The following is a 19,589-nucleotide window of genomic DNA, read 5'->3' on the forward strand; positions in this document are numbered from 1 at the left end:
ATATAAGCGGAGTTTTTCCGGTTAAGCAAAGCGAAATGACCCATTTTGACGTTTTTTGAGTAAATAGCCGGAATCCTTCCGTCTATTTAAGCTATTTTCAGTGCTATTTCGTAATTAAGGGAAATTTCTCCGCTTATTTATCAACCCATGTCGACTCCCTCCTCTTGTTCCTTGAGGGTTCGCTCTTTATTTAAAATTATCGGTTTCAAAGTACCAAAATAAATGAAAAAGGCGTGTCAAATCTGTTGTCAGATTGCACGCCTTTTTCATTGTCATTTATACACCTAAACGGAACGGTTCAGTAAAAATAATCACAGTAACAAATACCCTCTATTTGTTACCAAGGTGGCATAAGAACTAAACTGTCCCTATTCTCCATCAACTTTTTCCAAAATTATAGAAAAAACAGTTGATAAAACTAATAGTATTAGTTAAAATAAAACTAACGATATTAGTTAAAAGGAGTAGATGGTGATGAGATTGATAAAAAAGGGATATTTGTATCAAGTAACGTTTATGGCTCATATATTTCCGGTGAATTGTTATTTGGTTGAGGAAGAAGATGGATTAACTTTAATTGATGCAGCTCTAAGTAATTTTTCCAAAGGAATATTAAAGGCTGCCGATTCCATTGGTAAGCCTATTACAAAAATTGTCTTAACACATGCACATGAAGATCATGTTGGAGCATTAGATTTGATAATGGAAAAGCTACCTGATGTACCAGTCTATATTTCAGTCCGGGATAACCGATTAATGAATGGCGACCGTTCATTGGATAAGGATGAAGAACAAGCCCCCATTAAAGGCGGAGTTCCCAAAAAGTTAAAAACACGAGCAACTTTTCTATTAGAAGAAGGAGATCAAATCGGTTCGTTAACGGCGATTGAATCACCAGGACACACACCAGGATCCATGTCTTTTTTCGATAATCGGACTAAAGCATTAATTGCCGGTGATGCTTTCCAAACGAGGGGCGGGATTGCCGTTGCTGGAGATATAAAACCTTTGTTTCCCTTCCCTGCTTTTGGCACATGGAGTAAAATGACGGCCTTGAAAAGCGCGAAAAAATTAGCGGAAATGGAACCAAGCTTACTAGCAGTTGGCCATGGTGAAATGATAGAAAATCCCGTAACGGCAATGAAACAGGCTATCCATCATTTAGAGAAAAAAATAAGAATAGGAGCATAAGTGATGTCACCCAGACCTAAAATTGGACTTGAAATACCAACGATTCTTGAAGCTGCTGGAGAATTAGCCAACCAACATGGCATGCAAGAGGTTACTTTAGCAAACTTAGCAAAAAAACTAAATATTCGCCCCCCATCTTTATATAATCATTTTGATGGACTGCCAGGATTAAGAAAAAAGTTAGCTATATATGGACTTGAAAAACTTTATAATGATTTAGTCACGGCTGCTATTGGGGTGTCAGGCAACGAAGCCCTGCTTTCGATAAGCAAAGCCTATATCCATTTTGCCCGAAAGTATCCTGGTTTATATGAAGCGACATTAATGGCACCTGATCCTGAAGAAATGGAAGTGCAGCAGGCAGGGGCGAAAATCGTCCAATTATCCGTTCAGGTGTTACAATCATTTCATTTAGAAGGAGATCTAGCTTTACATGCCGTTAGAGGATTACGCAGTATTTTACATGGATTTTCAGCTTTGGAGCAAAAGGGTGGCTTTAAAATGTCTTTAGATGTGGATAAGAGTGTAGAAATAGTCATCATTGCCTTTATTAAAGGAATGAAAGATTTGTAGGACAGGAGTTTCCCCTGTCCTTTTCCTCATTCCCTATTAAAACGTTAATTTGCGACTTAGTTTTTAGAGCCAAAATCAATCCCAGAAATGATATATGGAATGGCTGATTTAACAAATTCCTCTGGCGATACATCCTTACTATTTCTTTTCCATTCTACAGAAGCCCCATAAATTCCCCAACTTAAGATGACAGCAGTAATTTTTAGTGCTTCATCCTCTTCCGTTCTTTTTTGTTTTAACAGCATCTTGTAAAAAATAACTTCGAGCTGTTCTCTAATTATTCGAGCAATGGTATCTTCGTATCCCCTATGGCATCGATTGGATAATGACTTTTGGAAATTGGTTATCGCTTGAAAGATACGAACAAAAGCTTCTTCATTTAGTTCGTCATTCTGGTAAATATCATAATTCAAATTAACTAACAATACTTCTGATAATACCTTTTCTAATAAGTCATATATATCTTCAAAATGATAATAGAAAGTTGCACGATTAATCATGGCTTCTGTCGTTATATCCTTAATGGTAATATCCTTAAACTCCTTTTTCCCTGAAAGGTCAATGAAAGAATCCATAATTAATTTGCGAGTACGTAAAACTCGCGGGTCTGTTTTAGATTGAGTCATTTTGTTATCACTCCTACTTTTTAAACAAATTCCTAATTGTGTTGTATAAACGACAAATTCAATGAAGTATTGGTATTGATGATTTTCATTATCACTTACAATTCAATTGTAAAGCAAATAAAAGGTATTGCGTCTTTGAAAGCACTTTAATCTTAATAATAAAAGAAATGAGGGAAATGAATTGAAGAACAATAATAATATGATTTGTGATTTGGAAACAGGTGTATGTGGAGTAGCTGGAGAAGAGGTAATCGAGGTTATTGATTTTAATCAACCCAAAAAATCGGTTAATCTTTATTACGTAACTGATCCTATTTGTTCTCATTGCTGGGCAATCGAACCCGTTCTTCGTCGTTTTGTAGAGCAGTATGGAGATCATTTTAACTTTCATACGGTTATGGGTGGTTTGCTGGAAAAATGGCATGACGGACCAATCGATCCTGCAAATGGAATTTATAAACCAGCCGATGTTGCAGGTCACTGGAGAGAAGTTGGAGAATTTTCAAGGATGCCAATCGATGGGACTTTAATGATTGATAATCCAGTTCAATCATCCTACCCACCCTCTCGTGTATTTAAGGTAATTCAAAAAGACCATAATGAGAAAACCGCATTTGAATACTTGCGCCGTACAAGAGAAGCACTCTTCGCATTTAATCAGAATATTTCAGAAAAATCTGTTATGATTGAAATCGTAAATAAACTTGGTCTTAACGGAGAAGCGATTGTAAATAAAGCTGAACAACCAATCGGACAACAATTATTGAATGAAGATTTTGGTCTAACTAGAGACTTAGGTGCCAGAGGTTTCCCTACCATTATCATGATCAATGAGGAAAATAAAGGCGTAAAAATTGTTGGTGGCCGTCCGTTTGAAAACTATGTTGACGGATTAAAACAAGTTCTAAATTTGGAAGAATTGCAACCAAAACAACAACCATCCCTTTCCAGCTTGCTTGAAAAAGAAAAACTTCTATTTTCTAAAGAAATTGAAGTAATGTACGATATCGAACAATCGGAAGTTAACTCTTTTATTGAAAAAGAGCTTTCACCAGATCGTTATCAAGTAAATGAAATTCTAGGAGAATTATATTTTATACAGAAATAATCATCTGTTAGTGTATACGTAGAAAGGCAACAAAGTATATAACACAACACTATAAGATACTTGTACGGTCATAGAAAAACTCCCTCAAACTCTAAGTCTGAGGGAGTTTTTAAATGTTCAATTAAATCCAGAATTCAATTTTTCTTGTAGACATTATAATTGACTTAGTAAATTCCCACCGAATCAAATCCAGAATGAACTGCTGCCACTTCAGCGCTTCCTTCACCATAAAGATCGACCGCAGACTGAACAATAGCCTGACGTGCGTCACTGAAATCAGAATTTGAGGTTAAATAAACAGTTAAAGCACGATAGTAAATCTTACCTAATTTTTCTCTTCCAATCTCTTGACCAATTAAGTATGCAGCATGGTTTGTAATCGAGGAGTTAACATGGACTCCTCCACCATCTACCGAAGTTGGCATATAGTAGAATTCATCCATGTGATCTGGATATACTCCGCCATTTGTACTGTACGCCCTTCTTTGCTCATTGCTGACTATTACACTGTTAGGATTACTCAAGCTTCGCAATCTTGTTACACCGTCAGCTTTAGCAGCCGGTGCCATAATATCCTCGCCCATTTCCCAATCCGCATCGTCAACGAGTACACCAAAGATGTCTGCGAATGATTCGTTTAATGCGCCGGATTGATTACGGTAAACTAAATTTGCTGAATGAGTGATAACACCATGAGTCATTTCGTGGGCAGCAACATCAAGACCAGCTGATAAAGAAGTCATGAATATCCCGTCACCATCACCATAGGTCATCCAACGCCCATTCCAGGAAGCATTGTTGTAATTGGTACCATAGTGAACTTTTGAAATAATCGCCATCCCATTTCCATCTAAGGAATTACGACCATGTTCATTTAGAAAATAATCATAAACCTTTTCGGAATTATAGTGTGCGTCGACAGCAGCTCGATCATAGTCACCGATAAATGCTGCAGAATTCCCAACATAAACTGTATCATTACTGGATGTGTTATCATTTTTAGCATCGTACGTTACAATTCCTCCAAGGTTCTCATGAGAGTAATCCGCTAACGCAAACTTCGTTCCGGAATTTGGCTCCTTCACTTGAGTAATATGTAATTCCCTGTGGTCGCCATGTACACCTTTTCCGACCCCTTTTTGTGTTTTCATTTCATCCGCATGCATTAAGCCATTATACTCATCAATAACTTCACCCGAATTTGCATCCACAAAAACAAACCAGTTTCCAGGCTCATCCCCCATGAAGTTAACATTTACTTTATACGCCGTTCGATTCTCTCCTTCAAAGGGAAGGATAACAAGCTCAGAAGTTGGCTCATAAGTCAGCTCTTCTGGCGCGTTGACAGAGGACAGTGCCACCTTTAGTGCAGCATCACTGCTTAAGGAAGCCGTTGTGTCGACTACAGCATCATCAATCGTCTGATTTATTCTTCCGTTAACAGATACTACCTCATTATCCTTACTAAAATGGACAATAATGTCTGCTCCCTCTACATTAACCCCATTTACTGCTTGATTAAAGCGGACGTGAGTCATACCCAATTCATCTTTTTGTACATTTTTTACTTTTAGGCTTTTCTCTGGGTTATTAATTCCGGTTTTCCCTTGGTTTTTCTTCAAATAGTTTAAGGCATTGGAAGGAGTACTAGAAGAGAATTTTTCTGCAAATCGCTCTTTTACAAAAACAGGAACATTTGCTTTCTCATTCCACTCCTTAGAAGCTTGTACACTACTAACCAAACTTGAATTATCCGGCTGCGCAAATACATTACTAACTGGAATAGTTCCTACCAACATCACTGACGACAGAACAACAGGTACAATAAATTTTTTCTTCAATATTCCATACCTCCCACAAATTTACATTCAATTCATTATAGAACGGGAAGATATTATTTACATGAATAATTAGAATTATTTGAAAACAATAAAAAACATAGACAATTATGCCCAGTTAACATATTCAGACAGGTATAAAACACTATTCAGCAACCCCCATTGTTCTTCTAATAGTTTTGAAGAAAAGTACTTAAACTAAGTGAGACGAGAGTTTAAGACTGTTTGGCATAGAGGAAAATATTTATTGAATCCGGTATCGACAAAAATATCTACTCATTTATAGAAGCCTTTGGAATGGGTCCAAAGGCTTCTTCCTTTTTTGTATTTTTTTATAGAAATATACTAGTAATAGTCTCCTAGAAATCATAAAGAAACACTTCTTATTGGGTACTAACCACATTCTCCTCTGCAGCAATTAACTCTTGATTTTCGGAAAGTGGCGAAAACCTTGCATTAAAGAATCGCAGTGTTGGAGGTTCATAATCCATTCTTAAACCACTAATTTGATTTCTCTTTTCAAAGAGTGAAATAACGGAATCCGCAACCACGTCCATGTGGCTATTCGTATACACCCTGCGCGGAATCGTCAATCGGACTAGCTCTAGTCGTGGTTTATTATGTTCACCAGTCTCTTTGTTTCGTCCTGCAGAAATGATACCACGCTCCATCGCTCTTACACCCGAATCAAGATACAAGGCTGCCGCAAGAGCTTGAGCAGGAAATTCCTCTTGTTGTAAATGAGGTAAAAATTGCTTCGCATCCAAATAAACAGCATGACCACCAACTGGTCTAACGATTGGAACATCAGCATCAATCAACTGCTGACCTAAATAGCGAACCTGCTCGATTCTGTGGCTAATATAGTGGTCATCGATAGATTCATAGATTCCTTGTGCCATCGCTTCCATATCACGACCTGACATTCCTCCATATGACGGCATTCCCTCATACACAACCACCAACTCACGAGAACGGGCATACAAATCTTCATCATTCATCGCTAAAAAGCCTCCGATATTAACGAGACAGTCCTTCTTTCCACTCATCGTACATCCATCCGAGTAAGAAAGCATTTCTTTTAAAATATCTTTGATCTTATGATTGCTGTATCCCGCTTCTCTTTCTTTAATAAAATAAGCATTTTCGACACAGCGAGTGGCATCGAACATCACATCAATTCCATATCGATGACATAGTTCATAAACCTCACGCAAGTTTTGCATGCTCACGGGCTGGCCCCCAGCCATATTGACCGTTATCGCTACACATACATATGGAATACGTTCCGGTCCAACGTTTTGGATGAGATTAGACAATTTTTGAAGGTCTACGTTCCCCTTAAAAGGAAGTTCAATAGAAGAATCATGTGCCTCATTAATAATAATATCAACAAAGGTTGCACCATTAAGTTCCTGATGGGCTCTTGTCGTGGTAAAATACATATTTCCTGGAACGTAGTCACCTGGCTTTATTTTCAGCTGCGATAAAATGTTTTCGGCACCTCGTCCTTGATGAGTTGGTAATATATATTTGTAGCCATATATCTCTCGCACCGCAGCTTCTAACTTCTTCCAACTTTTACTTCCCGCATATGCCTCATCCCCCACCATTAAAGCTCCCCACTGTCTGTCACTCATTGCGCTTGTTCCACTGTCCGTTAACAAATCGATGTAAACATCAGCCGAATCGATAAGGAATGTGTTGAAGCCTGCCTGTTTTAAAGCTTCCTTTCTTTCTTCATAGGTTAACATTGTTAAAGGCTCAACTGCTTTAATTTTGTAAGGCTCTGCCATTCTTCTCTTCATAAAAATATCCCTCCACCATTTTTTAATCTACTAAAAGTTTAGGATATTTTAATGAAGATTCTCAAGAATACGCCTTAAACCATAAACGCTTTAAGGCAACATATAAATAGTGGAAATATCGAGTTTTTATCACTATTTCCGATAAAATCTCCCACTATTGCCCAGGAAATGACAAAAATTATTATTCCTAAGTCGTATTTTGTCATGAAAAAGAGAAAAATTTGATAGGCTCTTTTCTGATGGGGAAATCTATTTGCAGGCATAGAACTTAAAAGAACACCAGAGAGCATTAATATCGTTCAGCCTGATAATATGAATATTTGTGACTTGGAGGAAAAGTTAGACGAAAAAGATTATTATAAAGGTATCCCTTCACTTGTCGTAGAAATACTTTCTGATAGCACCAGAAGTAAAGACATGATCAAAAAACTTGCTCTCCCCTAAATCATCTTGTGAAAAGGAGAATGTTTAAATGACAACCTCTGAGAAAAATTTAAGGACATGCAATAAAGGTCACAACTATTACAAAAGTAGTGACTGTCCAACCTGCCCGATATGTGAACAAGAGCGTAAGCCCGAAACGGGATTTCTTTCGCTACTATCCGCACCAGCTAGACGCGCATTGGAAAACAAAGGGATAACTTCTTTACAGCAGCTATCCACATTTAGCGAAAAAGAGATTTTACAATTTCACGGAATGGGACCAGCTTCATTACCTAAACTTAGGAAGGCTTTAGAAAACGAAGGTTTAGCATTTTTTTTAGATAATAATTAAACATATGTAGGGGAAATTGCTCCATTTTTTTGAACAAGTAGCCTCTTATCTTGACCGTTGTAATTCCAAAAATAGACTTCTACATTTTGAAGATTACAGGGATAGATTCGTCCTCTTCAAACCTTCGAAATGGGTTACTATGCTTTATTTTGACATACCTCCAAGAACTAATTTATTCTTAAAGTGCATTATCTAAAAATTCTGTTATATAAACAAATAGTAAAGGAGTATGCTAAATGAGCTTAATAACCCGGAATGAAGTTCCTGTTGATGAAACTTGGAATCTAGCAGATATTTTTTCTTCTGAGGAAGAATGGGAAAAAGCCTATATTCAAGTTGAAAAGGAATTGGATGAGTTTCTAAAAGGCACTATTCAGTTAGATAGTGCCAAGAGTACACTTGATTTACTTGAAAGATACGATTGTTTAATGGGGAGCTATAATCGTACTTCTAGCTATGCCTTTTATAAATATTCGGAAGATGGGACCGATCCAGTAAATCAAAATAGGATGGGGCGTACGCAAACTCTAGGAAAAAAATCCTTTAATGTTAGTACAAATATCGTTAATACTTTTTTATATTTACCTAAAAAAATCCTAACTAAGTACATAGATGAAGAGAAAGGTCTACTAACCTATCACCGATTTTTAGGAAAAGTTGAAGAATTACGTGACCATTCTTTAGAGCCGGAGATAGAGAATTTATTAGCTTCTTTAAATCAAACTTTAGATACACCTAATTCTGTTTATCTAAATATTACCGCTTCAGATTTGAAATTTGAGCCAGTGAAAGATAAATCCGGCAAAGAAGTACCTGTCTCATTATTCATGTATATGACCCAAATTGAAACTTCACCTGATACAGTGTTGCGCAGAAATGCCTATGAGTCCTTAACAGATGGTTTGAAAAAATATCAACATGGATTAGCACAAACTTTATCTAGTGAAGTAAATAAAAATGTATCGATTGCAAAATTGCGAAACTATCCTACGACGATGGATTATTTGCTTCATTATTCATCACCCGCTGCGAATCACTTTTATTCAGGGGATGGTGTTTCTACCTCGTTTTTTGAAGAGGTCTTAGATACCTTTCAACAAGAGCTTGCACCACATATGCAAAGATATGCTCGTTTACGCAAACGCCAACTTGGATTAGATAAACTGCTTTTCTCAGATGTGAAAGCGCCATTAGATCCTGAGTTTGATCCTCCTATTAGTTATGAAGAAGCAGGCGAAATCATTGTTGAAGCTGTCGGGGTTTTAGGATCTGAGTATCAAGAACAAATGCGAAAGGTATTTACCGATAGATGGGTATATAGAGGTGATAATATCGGGCGAAGAATGATTGCCTTTGGCGGTGGTGTTCACGGAGTTCATGGCTATTCCTTTTATCCTTGGGGTGGAAATTTATTTGATATGATACTCCTTGGACATGAGCTCGGGCACGCGTTACATTTCACCCTTTCAGCTCAAAATCAGAATATCATCAACAATGGCCAATCCTTATTGTTTGTAGAGGCACCGTCTACTTTGATCGAACATTTAATTGTCCAATACTTGAAAGATAATCGAGATGATCCTCGATTACATCGCTGGTTAAACATGTATTCCATGATGAGTTATCATCACAATTGTGTAACCCATATTTTAGAGGCTGAATTGTTAAGAAGACTTTATAAAATGGCTGATCAAATGATGCCTTTATCAACTGCGGTGATCAGTAACACAAAAGGAGCTATACTCTCGGAATTCTGGGGCGAAACGGTCGAAATAGATGATGGGGCCAAATTAACCTGGATGAGACAGCCTCATTACTATATGGGTCTTTATCCTTTTACTTATTCTATTGGCACATCGGCTTCCACAGTCATTGCAAACCGTATAAAAACTGAAGGAACATCAGTTGGTGAACAATGGACAAATGTACTTAAACTCGGAGGTTCGATGAGTGGGCTTGATCTATATAGGCAGGCTGGTCTGGAATTGTCAACGACAGATGTCATCAAACAAGCTATTGCCCATGTAGGAAGGATTGTGGATGAATTAGAGAATAGCTTTTAACTTTTAACAAACATTCATAAAAATTCGATTACCAACTCCAAAAATTTTTTACTATAAAGAAAAACACTATTATCTACTATTGTAGGTAGCATAATCTGCAAATTAGAGAAATAAGCTCAAACAGGAATGTTCAATTTATTTTGAAATATAGAAATATTCTATTTTACTTCGTCTATCGAAATGATAAACTAGACTTATAGATTGCCAATTTGGAGGTATTATAATGACAAAACGTCCGATTACAGCAGAAGATTTAATTAAGTTTAAGTTTGTAGGAGATCCTCAAGTCTCACCTACTAAAGACAAGGTTGCCTATGTTTTAACTCATGTAGATAAAGAAAAAGATGGCTATTATTCTTTTATCTATGTCACTAATTTAAAAGGGGAAGGCAGACAGTTTACTTCTCATTATTCAAAGGATAGCTTAGTAAAAGACGCAGCACCAAAGTGGTCCCCAGATGGAAGCACACTTGCTTTCCGTTCAAACCGTACAGGAAAAAATCAAGTTTATCTATTACATACTGAGGGTGGAGAAGCGATTCAATTAACCGACATAAAACAAGGAATTGGCGATTTTGTTTGGTCTCCAGATGGTAGTCAACTTGCTCTTACGGTTAGCGGCGAATTAAAGCTTACCACTGATAAAGACGAAGAAAAGAAAGAAGAAAAAAGTGATGTAAAGGTGATTACTAGACTTCGTTATAAAGGTGATGGAGTTGGTATTTATAACGACGATCGTAAGCATGTTTATTTATTTGATGTTGATACAAAATCTTACACAAAGCTTACTGAAGGTGAGCATGATTTTGGTCAACCACGCTTCTCTCCAGACGGAAAAAGTCTTTTTTATATTGGTACAAAGGCTGAAGATCAAGAGTGGGGTTACCTGCCAGCGATTTGGAAATATGATATCGCATCTAAGGAAGAGTCATTATTTTACCAAGGAAATGGCTATATAATGGCTCCTTCCGTTTCACCAGACGGTAAATGGTTAGCTGTTGCTGGTCATACACGTGGTGAAAGAAGTCAAGGTAATGCCAATGTTCTCCTACTATCTTTAGAGACAGGTGAGTTAACGAATTTAACAGAAGGCTTTGATTACACAGTTGGAAATCTCGTTGGTGTTGATGCGAAGTATGACACAGCAGAGCAACGTTTAATTTGGGATTCTTCAAGCACTAACATTTACTTTAATGCTACGGTTGGCGGTGATTGCCAATTATTTAGCGTGAATCTAGCAGGCGAGGTTTCAGCTGCCCTTTCTCCTTCCGTTGCATCTGTTACTTCATATGATATTGTAAGTGATGATCAAGCAGTTCTTGTTCTTGCTACTCCTCACTCAACAGGTGATGTAGTCACTCAAGATTTAAAAAATGTGAATAACGTTGTGAAGCTAACTAATTGGAATCAAGAGCTTTATAACGAGGTTTATTTAAGTACTCCTGAAAATTTCCATTATAAGAGCACGGATGGTCAAGATACTGAAGGCTGGATTTTAAAGCCGTTTGGATATGAAGATGGTAAAAAATATCCGATGATTCTTCAAATTCATGGTGGTCCTGCTACAGCATACGGAAATGGTTTACACCATGAAATGCAATTAATGGCCGCTAAAGGTTATGTTGTGCTTTACACGAACCCAAGAGGAAGCCATGGATATGGTCATGAATTTGTAAATGCGGTTATCGGTGATTACGGCGGAATGGATTATGAAGATATTATGGCTGGTGTTGATCATGCATTAGCAAACTACAACTATATCGACCAAGACCAATTATTCGTAACTGGCGGAAGCTACGGCGGATATATGACGAACGTAATCGTTACTCGTACAGATCGTTTCAAAGCAGCCGTTACTCAGCGCAGTATTTGTAACTGGCACAGCTTCTACGGAACAAGTGATATTGGTTTCTTCTTCACAGAATGGCAGCATGGACATGCGGACCTTTGGGATGATGTAGAAAAGCTATTAAAGGTTTCACCTTTGACTCATGCTCGTAATGTGAAAACACCAACACTCATCTTGCACAGCGAACAGGACTTACGTTGCCCAATGGAGCAAGCTGAGCAATGGTATATTGCCCTTAAGCGTCTAGGCGTGGAAACAAAGTTAGTTCGCTTCCCGGATGAATGCCATGAGCTTTCTCGTTCTGGCAAACCGAAACATCGCTTAGAGCGTCTACAGCATTTAATTGGCTGGTTTGACGATCGCCGAAATTAAGAATGATTAAATAATAGAAAGAGAATGAGTCCAAGAACTCATTCTCTTTCTATTATTTTGTAAAAGTACCTATTTCACTTTCAGGTGACAACATAGCTACCATCCTAATCAAACGTTTGATTGAATGCAATAAAATTCAGTCCTGGCGGTACTTAAGGTTACATTAATCAAACGTTTAATTAAGATATATGTTCGTACTTTTTATTTTGATTGTTAGAGATGTGGTGGTAGGTTTTATGTTATGAAACAACTAATCCACAAACACCCTACCATGCTATAATCAAATGAGATTCAGTACTAATTTTCTTAGAGGAGTTTTTTTATGAAACCAGCATTTTCAGATAAAACTACGATAGACCGTCCAATTACAGAAGTCTTTGAGTTTATTTCAGATTTACGCAATGGTCCCAAAATGAATGAGGACATCATAAATGTTGAAAAACTTACGGATGGACCAATTGGGGTAGGTTCTAAATTTAAGGAAACCAAAGTTATTCGAGGTAGAAATGCAGAGGCAATGATTGAGGTCGTTCAATATGAAGCTGCAACTGCCTTTTCCGCACAGAGCGAAGTAAATGGTTTAAAAGTGACTTATCACTATCAGTTAAGTGAAGGCAATAATGGGACAATTGTAAAGTTTCAATGTGAAGTAAAAACGAGTGGATTAATTATGAGCATTACGAAACCACTGATTATCAAGATTCTAAAAAAAGAAGACGGCGACCATCTAACATATATTCGACGCGTTCTCGAATCACAAGATAAGTAAAAAAGAAAGTTTCATCCTATTTTTAAAAATATGGTATACCTATAGCATGGACCAACTTAATAGGCTGTCGAGTATTAAAAGTTCGACAGCCTAGAGTTTCTATTTATTTAGCAATAATTCTTCTTTTAATAGACTAACCTTTGATAGATCATAATTACGGATAATATAATGTTTTGCTTCGCTTTTAAAACGATTTCTAATATTAACGGAATAGCTTTTATGATACTCATCTACAACAAAGTCTTTATACAATTTCGTTGTTAACGGTGTTTTGCTTATGATCATTAATGCCTTACAATCAAGATTTCTAAAATCCTGTGCTAATCTAAAATGTTCATCCTCACCGAAATCACCTGTAAACTCTTCATTACCATAGTCTGAGAAAATACAATCGTAAGGCGGGTCAAGAAACATAAAATCATTTGAAGCAGCCTTGTTAAAAATTGTAGAATAATCCGTATTGTAAATTTCAGTTTTATTTAATAATTCATGATGTTCATTCGTCAGTAATTTTGTATTAAAATTCTTATATCTTCCGAAAGGGACATTATATTCACCTTGTTTATTATAACGAATCATTCCACTGTAAGCTGTTTTATTAATAAAAAAGTAAACAACCGATTCTAACCATTCATCTGTAGGATAATTAAACAGGTTACGCATCTCATAATATAATTCTTCATTTTTATTCGGGATACGTTCAGTTGGATTATCCTTTTTTATTAATTCATATTCTAACTGATTTTTTTCATATATCTCTTGAAGAATGTCCAATTGGCTTCTTACTTTATGATAACTATTACGATCTGAAATCTGTCTATACGTATTAATTAATTTCTCATTAATATCATTAATAATTGATTTTGGGTGTTCTAAAAAGAAATATACAGCTCCACCGCCAAAAAAGGGTTCAATATAAGTATCGAAGGTTTCTGGTATGTGATGTTGAAAAGACTTAATTTCTGCTAGTTTCCCACCACGATATTTAAAAATCGGTTTCATTCGTTATCACCTCATCAATACTCTAGTAATTTGATGTCATATTACGATATCATAGATCCTATTTAATTAAAATAATTTAGTATGATTATTTTTTTCTAGAATATATTTTACTATTTTAACATAACAATTTTCAATCAAACGTTTGATTAAACAATACATTTATATACCATTATGTAGTCTTCATTTAACCAATACAAAATTCTACATTTTTCGCAGAGTATATTAATATAGATATTAGGGCTTTTGAAGAAGGAGCAAATCATTTGATTTGCTCCTTCTCTTATCTATGAGAATCAATATTCATTTGAACATCGATCAACGTAACCTCTGTGTTCTGAGTTAGAGCTTCCATCAAGGTTTCCTCAAACTCCGCTAGTTGACTAGTTCTTACCCCTTTTATTCCAAAACTTCGAGCCAGCTGCACAAAATCAGGGTTTCCAAATGCTGCACCAAAACTATTTCCGAATCTTTCTATCATCATTTGTTCCTCTAACTTTAATGTTGAATTATTTAAAATTATGATAGTAAACGCAATACCTAACCGTTTAGCTGTCTCTAATTCAGAAATATTCATTAATGCCCCGCCATCACCAGTAATACAAATAACCGGTGCCGCTGGGCAGGCTAATTGGGCTCCAATCGCTCCTGGCAGGGCAATTCCCATCGAAGCTAAACCATTTGAAATAATTAGACGATTTGCCTGTTTCGGTTGATAGGTTCGGGCAATGGATAATTTGTGAGAACCGACATCAGAAATGACGATGGTATCCTCTGTTGAGGTCTTTTCAATAACCTTTAAGATGTTTTCAATCGTCATCATTTGATTTTGTTTCAAATCTGAATCAATTTGATAGGCCTGTTTAATCTGATTTTTTAAATTCCCTATCGGAAACCATGATTTAGTTGGAATAGCTTGTTTATTAAGCGTCTTGAACGTTTGAGATATATCACCAACTAATTCTACCTTAACAGGGTAGTATTCATCCATTTCTGCTGGTAGTGCATCAATATGTAGGATAGATCTAGCCTTTTTATTCCACTCTTTTGGTAGTTGTTCAATAAAGTCAAACCCTACCACAATTAATAAGTCGGATTCCTCTATTAAAGGTAACACTTCATCCTTCTTACTAAAACCAAAAGTAAAAAAATTAAGGGGATGATTTTTGGGAAGCACTCCTTTTGCCATAAAACTATGGATCACTGGTGATTGAAGCTTCTCCACAAAAGCGTGGAGGTCAGCCACTGCATCTTGCCTGATAACCCCGTTGCCTACAATGATGAGTGGTTTCTGTGACTGGGCAATGAGAGTTAAAGCCTCCTCTATTGCTTGACCAATGGGTTCACTTTTTGGAATAGGGACTACGGGTAACGGTTGATTTGAAATCATTTGTGCTGCTAGGTTCTCTGGCAATTCAATTAAAACAGCACCTGGCTTTTCCATGGCTGCTACTCGGAAGGCTTTTCGAATTATTTTAGCAATCGATTGCGATTCTTTGATTTGAACGCTCCACTTTGTTGCAGGTTCAAATATTTTAACTATATCTAAATATTGATGAGATTCTGGATGCTGTCTCTCAAAACCTGCTTGTCCCGTTATAGCTACCACTGGTGAATGGTCTAGATTTGCACTTGCTATGCCTGTCAAAAGGTTCGTTGCTCCGGGTCCTAAGGTAGCCAAACACACGCCAACCTTTTTGGTTAATCTCCCATAAACATCTGCCATAAAAGCTGCCCCTTGTTCATGGCGAACATTTACAAACTGAATTTTATCAGATTTTGATAATGAATCCATTAGGTCAAGAGTTTCCTTCCCCATTATTCCAAAAACATATTCAACCCCTTCTTTTTCTAGGCATTGAACAAGTAGATCTGTTGCTTTCATTGGAATCCTCTTTTCGAGTTGATTTTTCTTTATTTTGCCCTTTAAAATGGCAAAAAACCCCCATTTATCAAAAGGGGCAAGGAGTTTTCCAAAAAATTGTATATAAATCGATTTGGCTAAATACCTATTACTTATAGTCACTATTAATGAGGTGAATCAGGTGTATTTTTTCAGGTCAATTTCAAAGGAGATTCAATCCATTCAGCTTGCTTTTAACGATTTTCCTAAAACAAAACGATTGGTTTTAGGCTCCATACTCAGTAGCTTGGCAACACTTTTCCATTTAGCAGGAGGGATTTTACCAGTAATCGGATATTTCATTAGTCCATTAGCTTCTGCACCCATTTTGATTTGTACCGTTTTTTCAAAGTCTCTTGGATTCATTTCCTACATGATTTCGATTCTCTTAATTTTTGTCCTTGTCCCAAGTGAACTCATCGTCTTTCCGTTTACAACTGGATTGTTAGGATTGGGCATTGGTATGGCTTTTCACTTTTTTGAAAAAAGACTTAGCATCCTATTATGCGGCTCCCTCTTTTTAACGATTGGAATTATGATTTTGTTATACGGAATTAAATTTCCTATTTTGGGTCCATCGGTTTCCAGTAGCTTCAACTATTCTATAGTTGGTTCCATATTCTTATTTACATTATTTTATAGCTGGATATGGGTTGAAGTTAGCTTTGTCTATTTGAAAATAGTCTCTAGAAAATTCAATTTATAGTTTGCAATTTCTTTATTGACCATGGTGCAATCCAGCCAAAGGATAAATTTATTGATAGGGATGTATTTTATCCATTAGTAACATTTGCCCTTACAAACGCTATTATCTGGCATACATTGTCTATGAATCTGAATTAGGAGTGAGAAAGTGGATAATCAGCCTAGTAGCCTTTGTATAGAGTTTGCAAGAATTCTTGATGCAACACCAAGTGTAATCAATGGAGTTTGTACAGCTACAAAATCAAGAAGTAACTTACATCCTATTGTTTTAGGACGAAGAGCAGAATCTTTTATGTTTGTTCCGCAGGCTTTTTCTTTTGAAAATATCGATGGTGATGGAAGAGCACTTTGCTTAGGAGAAACCGTCATCCTTCAAGAAGAAATTAACCCTTTTGTCTCGCAGTTACGTAAGAATGGTATTATTGTAACAGCCATTCACAATCATTGGCTTTTTGATGAACCACGTCTGATGTTCATTCATTTTGAATCAATCGACGAACCTTTATGCTTTGCCGAAAAAGTATGTGAGGCTTTAGAGGTGTTGACCGATAGGGAAATAGGTAGGAGAGACTTCCGCTTTGACTTTGGTTTTCATCGAGGTGGCTCCTCTAAACAGGCAGAAGAGTTATGTGAGGATTTTCATAAAATACTAGGCGGAATGCATACCTTTGAAGACGGAATTTGTATGGTGATGAAAGCTCGCACGAATATTAAGCCTACCGTTTTAGGTAGAAGAGCTCAATCGTTTTTATTAATTCCTCAAATGTTTGTATTCGAATCATTAACTAGAGATGGAACCGCTCTTTGCAGTGGTGAATCAGTTATACTTCAGGAGGAATTTAACCCTTTAGTAAGCCGACTCCGAGAGCACAATATCATCGTAACGGCATTCCATAATCATTGGTTATTTGACGACCCTCGCCTTATGTATATTCATTTTGAAAAAATAGAGGAACCAATTTGCTTTGCTGAGGCAGTCGATGATGCTTTCGAAGTTCTAACAACTAAAAAGATTTATCCAGAAAAATAATTGAAGTTTACCTATGCAGTTCTGGTTAATTCACTATTTTTTTAAAAAAATAAGTGGTAGCCCCGTATATGATTTACGGTGGCTACCACTTTTTTCAATTTAGTTGTCCACAATGCCCCTCTATGCATTGATGAAATGCATAAAACCTCCTGTGGATAACTCGTATTTTGTATAGTTATCCTCAGTTTTCTGTTAATTAAAACAAATCCTGTAGATAACTTGAAGGATATTGATTAATGAATCTGACTCTCAAAAAGGGCGTTCCGTTGGTTAAATTTTGCCATGAACTTCAATAAAATAAAGTTTCCTATTAAGAGGACAAGCCCAAGAATAAATAGAAGCAATGGATTAATAAAAAAGAGGCCAGATATTTGTCCGACAAAAAGCCCAATTATCGGCAGCAATAAAATTCCAGCAAATTGCTGTGCCTCCTGAAACGTTTTTACTTTTGCCGATATGAATACATTTACGAGAATATTAAATAAAACGAGAATTGGCACAACCCAAAACATTAACACTAACCATGTAGGGCTTAGAAAAAGTAACTCTTGAAAAATAGAATAGGTTAATAGATTGACTAGTATGACATCGAGAATGAATACGCTGTATGTCATTAACATCGTTGGGATAAACGATGCTAACACTTTACCTAAAAAAAGATCCTTAACGGCAATCGGTGCAAATAAGAGACTTTCCAATGTCTTGCGCTCCTTCTCACCTGCGAAGCTATTAGACGCCGTTACCATTGAATTGATAATTGAAACGAGCAAAAAGAATGGAGCTATCATAAAACTACAGAAAAGATAAAGAAATTGTAACCCCATGTTTGGAAGTGATAACACTTTTTCCTTTGTTTCACTTTCTGGAAATTGATTTATAAATGTATCAACGATTTGTTTAGTATCTCCTGAATCTTTACTTAAGAGTTCGGTTTGAGTCCCAATATAGGCAAAAACAAGAGGGAGCAATGTACAAATTACAACAGATACGATGACCATGGGTACCCATACTTTTTTGGATGTAAAGGTACTTTTTAAATCCTTATGAACTAACGCTTTTACTACTTCCTTATTCATGGGTTTCACCTCTTATTTTGAAATACAGGGATTCTAAATCGTTATTAATGATTTTACATGTATGAACCCAATGATTTTCTAATATTTTTTGCAATAGTGGAGTGATGGCATCTTTGGAAGGTAATTTAAATTCCACTTGATTTTTTCCAATTCTCTTCCCGTTAAAATCAAAGATTTTAGCATCAACCAGATTTGTCTCCATTTGAACCACTACTTCTTGTAAATACTTTTCTTCGAGTTCCTTTCGGTTCCCTTGTTCAATAATGGTGCCATCGTTAATAAATAAGAATGTGTCACATATATGTTCTAACTGATGTAACACATGAGAACAAATTAAGATTGTAACCTTTTCCTCTTTATTCACTCGTTCTAAATATTTTATGACCATTTGAATGCCTTCTGGATCTAATCCATTTGTCGGCTCATCTAAAAACAATAGCTTTGGTTTATGTAGCAATGCTTTGGCAAGTGCAATTCTTTTCTTCATACCTGTCGAAAAAGTTCCCACCAATTTGTCTTTATGCTCCCACATATCGAATTGTTTTAGAAGGTACTCAATCCGTTTATCATCGTGTGTACGATAGATTTTGGCAAAAAACTTAAGGTTATCCCAAGCAGACATCTCATGGTATAAAGAAGCACTTTCCGTTACGATTCCCGATATTTCTCGTATTTTCTCCCCATTTAGTTTTGGATCCAACCCAAGAACTTCAATGCTGCCATCAGTAGGATCAATGACACCATTTAATAAACGAATCATTGTCGTTTTTCCAGCTCCATTTGGACCTAATAGCCCAACAATCGATCCTTCTAGTATTGAAAAAGATACTTGATTGACCACCTTTTGCTTTCCAAATTCCTTGCTGACATTTTTAACTTCTAATATATTCATTTTGCACCCCTT

General features: G+C 36.4%; 16 protein-coding genes. 9 read left to right on the plus strand and 7 right to left on the minus strand.

Annotated elements, in window-relative coordinates:
- Positions 1-474: 474 nt before the first annotated feature.
- Together LRP83_RS20960 and LRP83_RS20965 are read left to right on the plus strand one after the other, a co-directional pair.
- Positions 475-1,191, plus strand: coding sequence for an MBL fold metallo-hydrolase (locus tag LRP83_RS20960; protein WP_230498774.1), 717 nt, complete (start codon positions 475-477; stop codon positions 1,189-1,191).
- A 3-nt stretch (positions 1,192-1,194) separates the two neighbouring features.
- Entirely contained in the window at positions 1,195-1,764 is a 570-nt protein-coding gene (locus LRP83_RS20965) for a TetR/AcrR family transcriptional regulator (protein ID WP_230498776.1), read from the plus strand.
- Positions 1,765-1,820: 56 nt separating this feature from the next.
- On the opposite strand, the gene LRP83_RS20970 is transcribed toward LRP83_RS20965, so the two are convergent.
- Positions 1,821-2,390 (minus strand): TetR/AcrR family transcriptional regulator, encoded by a 570-nt coding sequence (locus LRP83_RS20970; RefSeq protein WP_230498777.1) that lies wholly within the window; start codon positions 2,388-2,390, stop codon positions 1,821-1,823.
- 199 nt (positions 2,391-2,589) lie between these two features.
- On the opposite strand from LRP83_RS20970, the gene LRP83_RS20975 reads away from it, so the two are divergent.
- Positions 2,590-3,498: a DsbA family protein gene (locus LRP83_RS20975; RefSeq protein WP_230498810.1), complete on the plus strand. Its 909-nt coding sequence runs from the start codon at positions 2,590-2,592 to the stop codon at positions 3,496-3,498.
- Between the two features lie 164 nt (positions 3,499-3,662).
- Here LRP83_RS20975 and LRP83_RS20980 read toward each other — a convergent pair whose 3' ends face one another.
- Together LRP83_RS20980 and LRP83_RS20985 are read right to left on the minus strand one after the other, a co-directional pair.
- Positions 3,663-5,339 carry a M4 family metallopeptidase gene (locus LRP83_RS20980; protein ID WP_230498779.1) on the minus strand — a complete coding sequence of 559 codons (1,677 nt, stop codon included), beginning with the start codon at positions 5,337-5,339 and terminating at the stop codon, positions 3,663-3,665.
- A 380-nt stretch (positions 5,340-5,719) separates the two neighbouring features.
- Positions 5,720-7,144 carry a tyrosine phenol-lyase gene (locus LRP83_RS20985; RefSeq protein WP_230498781.1) on the minus strand — a complete coding sequence of 475 codons (1,425 nt, stop codon included), beginning with the start codon at positions 7,142-7,144 and terminating at the stop codon, positions 5,720-5,722.
- 472 nt (positions 7,145-7,616) lie between these two features.
- Between LRP83_RS20985 and LRP83_RS20995 the strand changes: the two genes are divergently transcribed.
- The 4 genes from LRP83_RS20995 (at position 7,617) to LRP83_RS21010 (ending at position 12,972) form a co-directional block, all read left to right on the plus strand.
- A complete protein-coding gene (locus LRP83_RS20995; RefSeq protein ID WP_230498784.1) occupies positions 7,617-7,919 on the plus strand; it encodes an RNA polymerase alpha subunit C-terminal domain-containing protein in 303 nt (100 codons plus the stop codon).
- Positions 7,920-8,155: 236 nt separating this feature from the next.
- Positions 8,156-9,982: a M3 family metallopeptidase gene (locus tag LRP83_RS21000; RefSeq protein WP_230498786.1), complete on the plus strand. Its 1,827-nt coding sequence runs from the start codon at positions 8,156-8,158 to the stop codon at positions 9,980-9,982.
- 223 nt (positions 9,983-10,205) lie between these two features.
- The gene (locus LRP83_RS21005; RefSeq protein ID WP_230498789.1) at positions 10,206-12,203 is read left to right on the plus strand and encodes a S9 family peptidase; all 1,998 of its coding nucleotides are present in this window, start codon (positions 10,206-10,208) and stop codon (positions 12,201-12,203) included.
- Positions 12,204-12,525: 322 nt separating this feature from the next.
- Complete coding sequence (locus tag LRP83_RS21010; RefSeq protein WP_230498790.1) at positions 12,526-12,972, plus strand: SRPBCC family protein; 447 nt, start codon at positions 12,526-12,528, stop codon at positions 12,970-12,972.
- 99 nt (positions 12,973-13,071) lie between these two features.
- On the opposite strand, the gene LRP83_RS21015 is transcribed toward LRP83_RS21010, so the two are convergent.
- Positions 13,072-13,974, minus strand: coding sequence for a DNA adenine methylase (locus LRP83_RS21015; RefSeq protein ID WP_230498792.1), 903 nt, complete (start codon positions 13,972-13,974; stop codon positions 13,072-13,074).
- A gap of 280 nt (positions 13,975-14,254) precedes the next feature.
- Positions 14,255-15,856, minus strand: coding sequence for an acetolactate synthase large subunit (locus LRP83_RS21020; RefSeq protein WP_230498794.1), 1,602 nt, complete (start codon positions 15,854-15,856; stop codon positions 14,255-14,257).
- Positions 15,857-15,968: 112 nt separating this feature from the next.
- On the opposite strand from LRP83_RS21020, the gene LRP83_RS21025 reads away from it, so the two are divergent.
- Positions 15,969-16,580 carry a YybS family protein gene (locus tag LRP83_RS21025; RefSeq protein ID WP_354002363.1) on the plus strand — a complete coding sequence of 204 codons (612 nt, stop codon included), beginning with the start codon at positions 15,969-15,971 and terminating at the stop codon, positions 16,578-16,580.
- A gap of 147 nt (positions 16,581-16,727) precedes the next feature.
- Positions 16,728-17,609: an LppY/LpqO family protein gene (locus LRP83_RS21030; RefSeq protein ID WP_230498795.1), complete on the plus strand. Its 882-nt coding sequence runs from the start codon at positions 16,728-16,730 to the stop codon at positions 17,607-17,609.
- A 233-nt stretch (positions 17,610-17,842) separates the two neighbouring features.
- Here the strand turns inward: LRP83_RS21030 and LRP83_RS21035 are convergent, their stop codons facing one another.
- Both LRP83_RS21035 and LRP83_RS21040 read right to left on the minus strand, forming a co-directional pair.
- Complete coding sequence (locus LRP83_RS21035) at positions 17,843-18,685, minus strand: ABC transporter permease subunit (RefSeq protein WP_230498797.1); 843 nt, start codon at positions 18,683-18,685, stop codon at positions 17,843-17,845.
- Positions 18,678-19,577: an ABC transporter ATP-binding protein gene (locus tag LRP83_RS21040; protein WP_230498798.1), complete on the minus strand. Its 900-nt coding sequence runs from the start codon at positions 19,575-19,577 to the stop codon at positions 18,678-18,680. The genes LRP83_RS21035 and LRP83_RS21040 overlap by 8 nt, the downstream gene beginning before the upstream one ends.
- Positions 19,578-19,589 lie beyond the last annotated feature (12 nt).

The organism is Pseudoneobacillus rhizosphaerae, assembly GCF_917563885.1.
Taxonomy (GTDB): domain Bacteria; phylum Bacillota; class Bacilli; order Bacillales; family Cytobacillaceae; genus Pseudoneobacillus; species Pseudoneobacillus rhizosphaerae.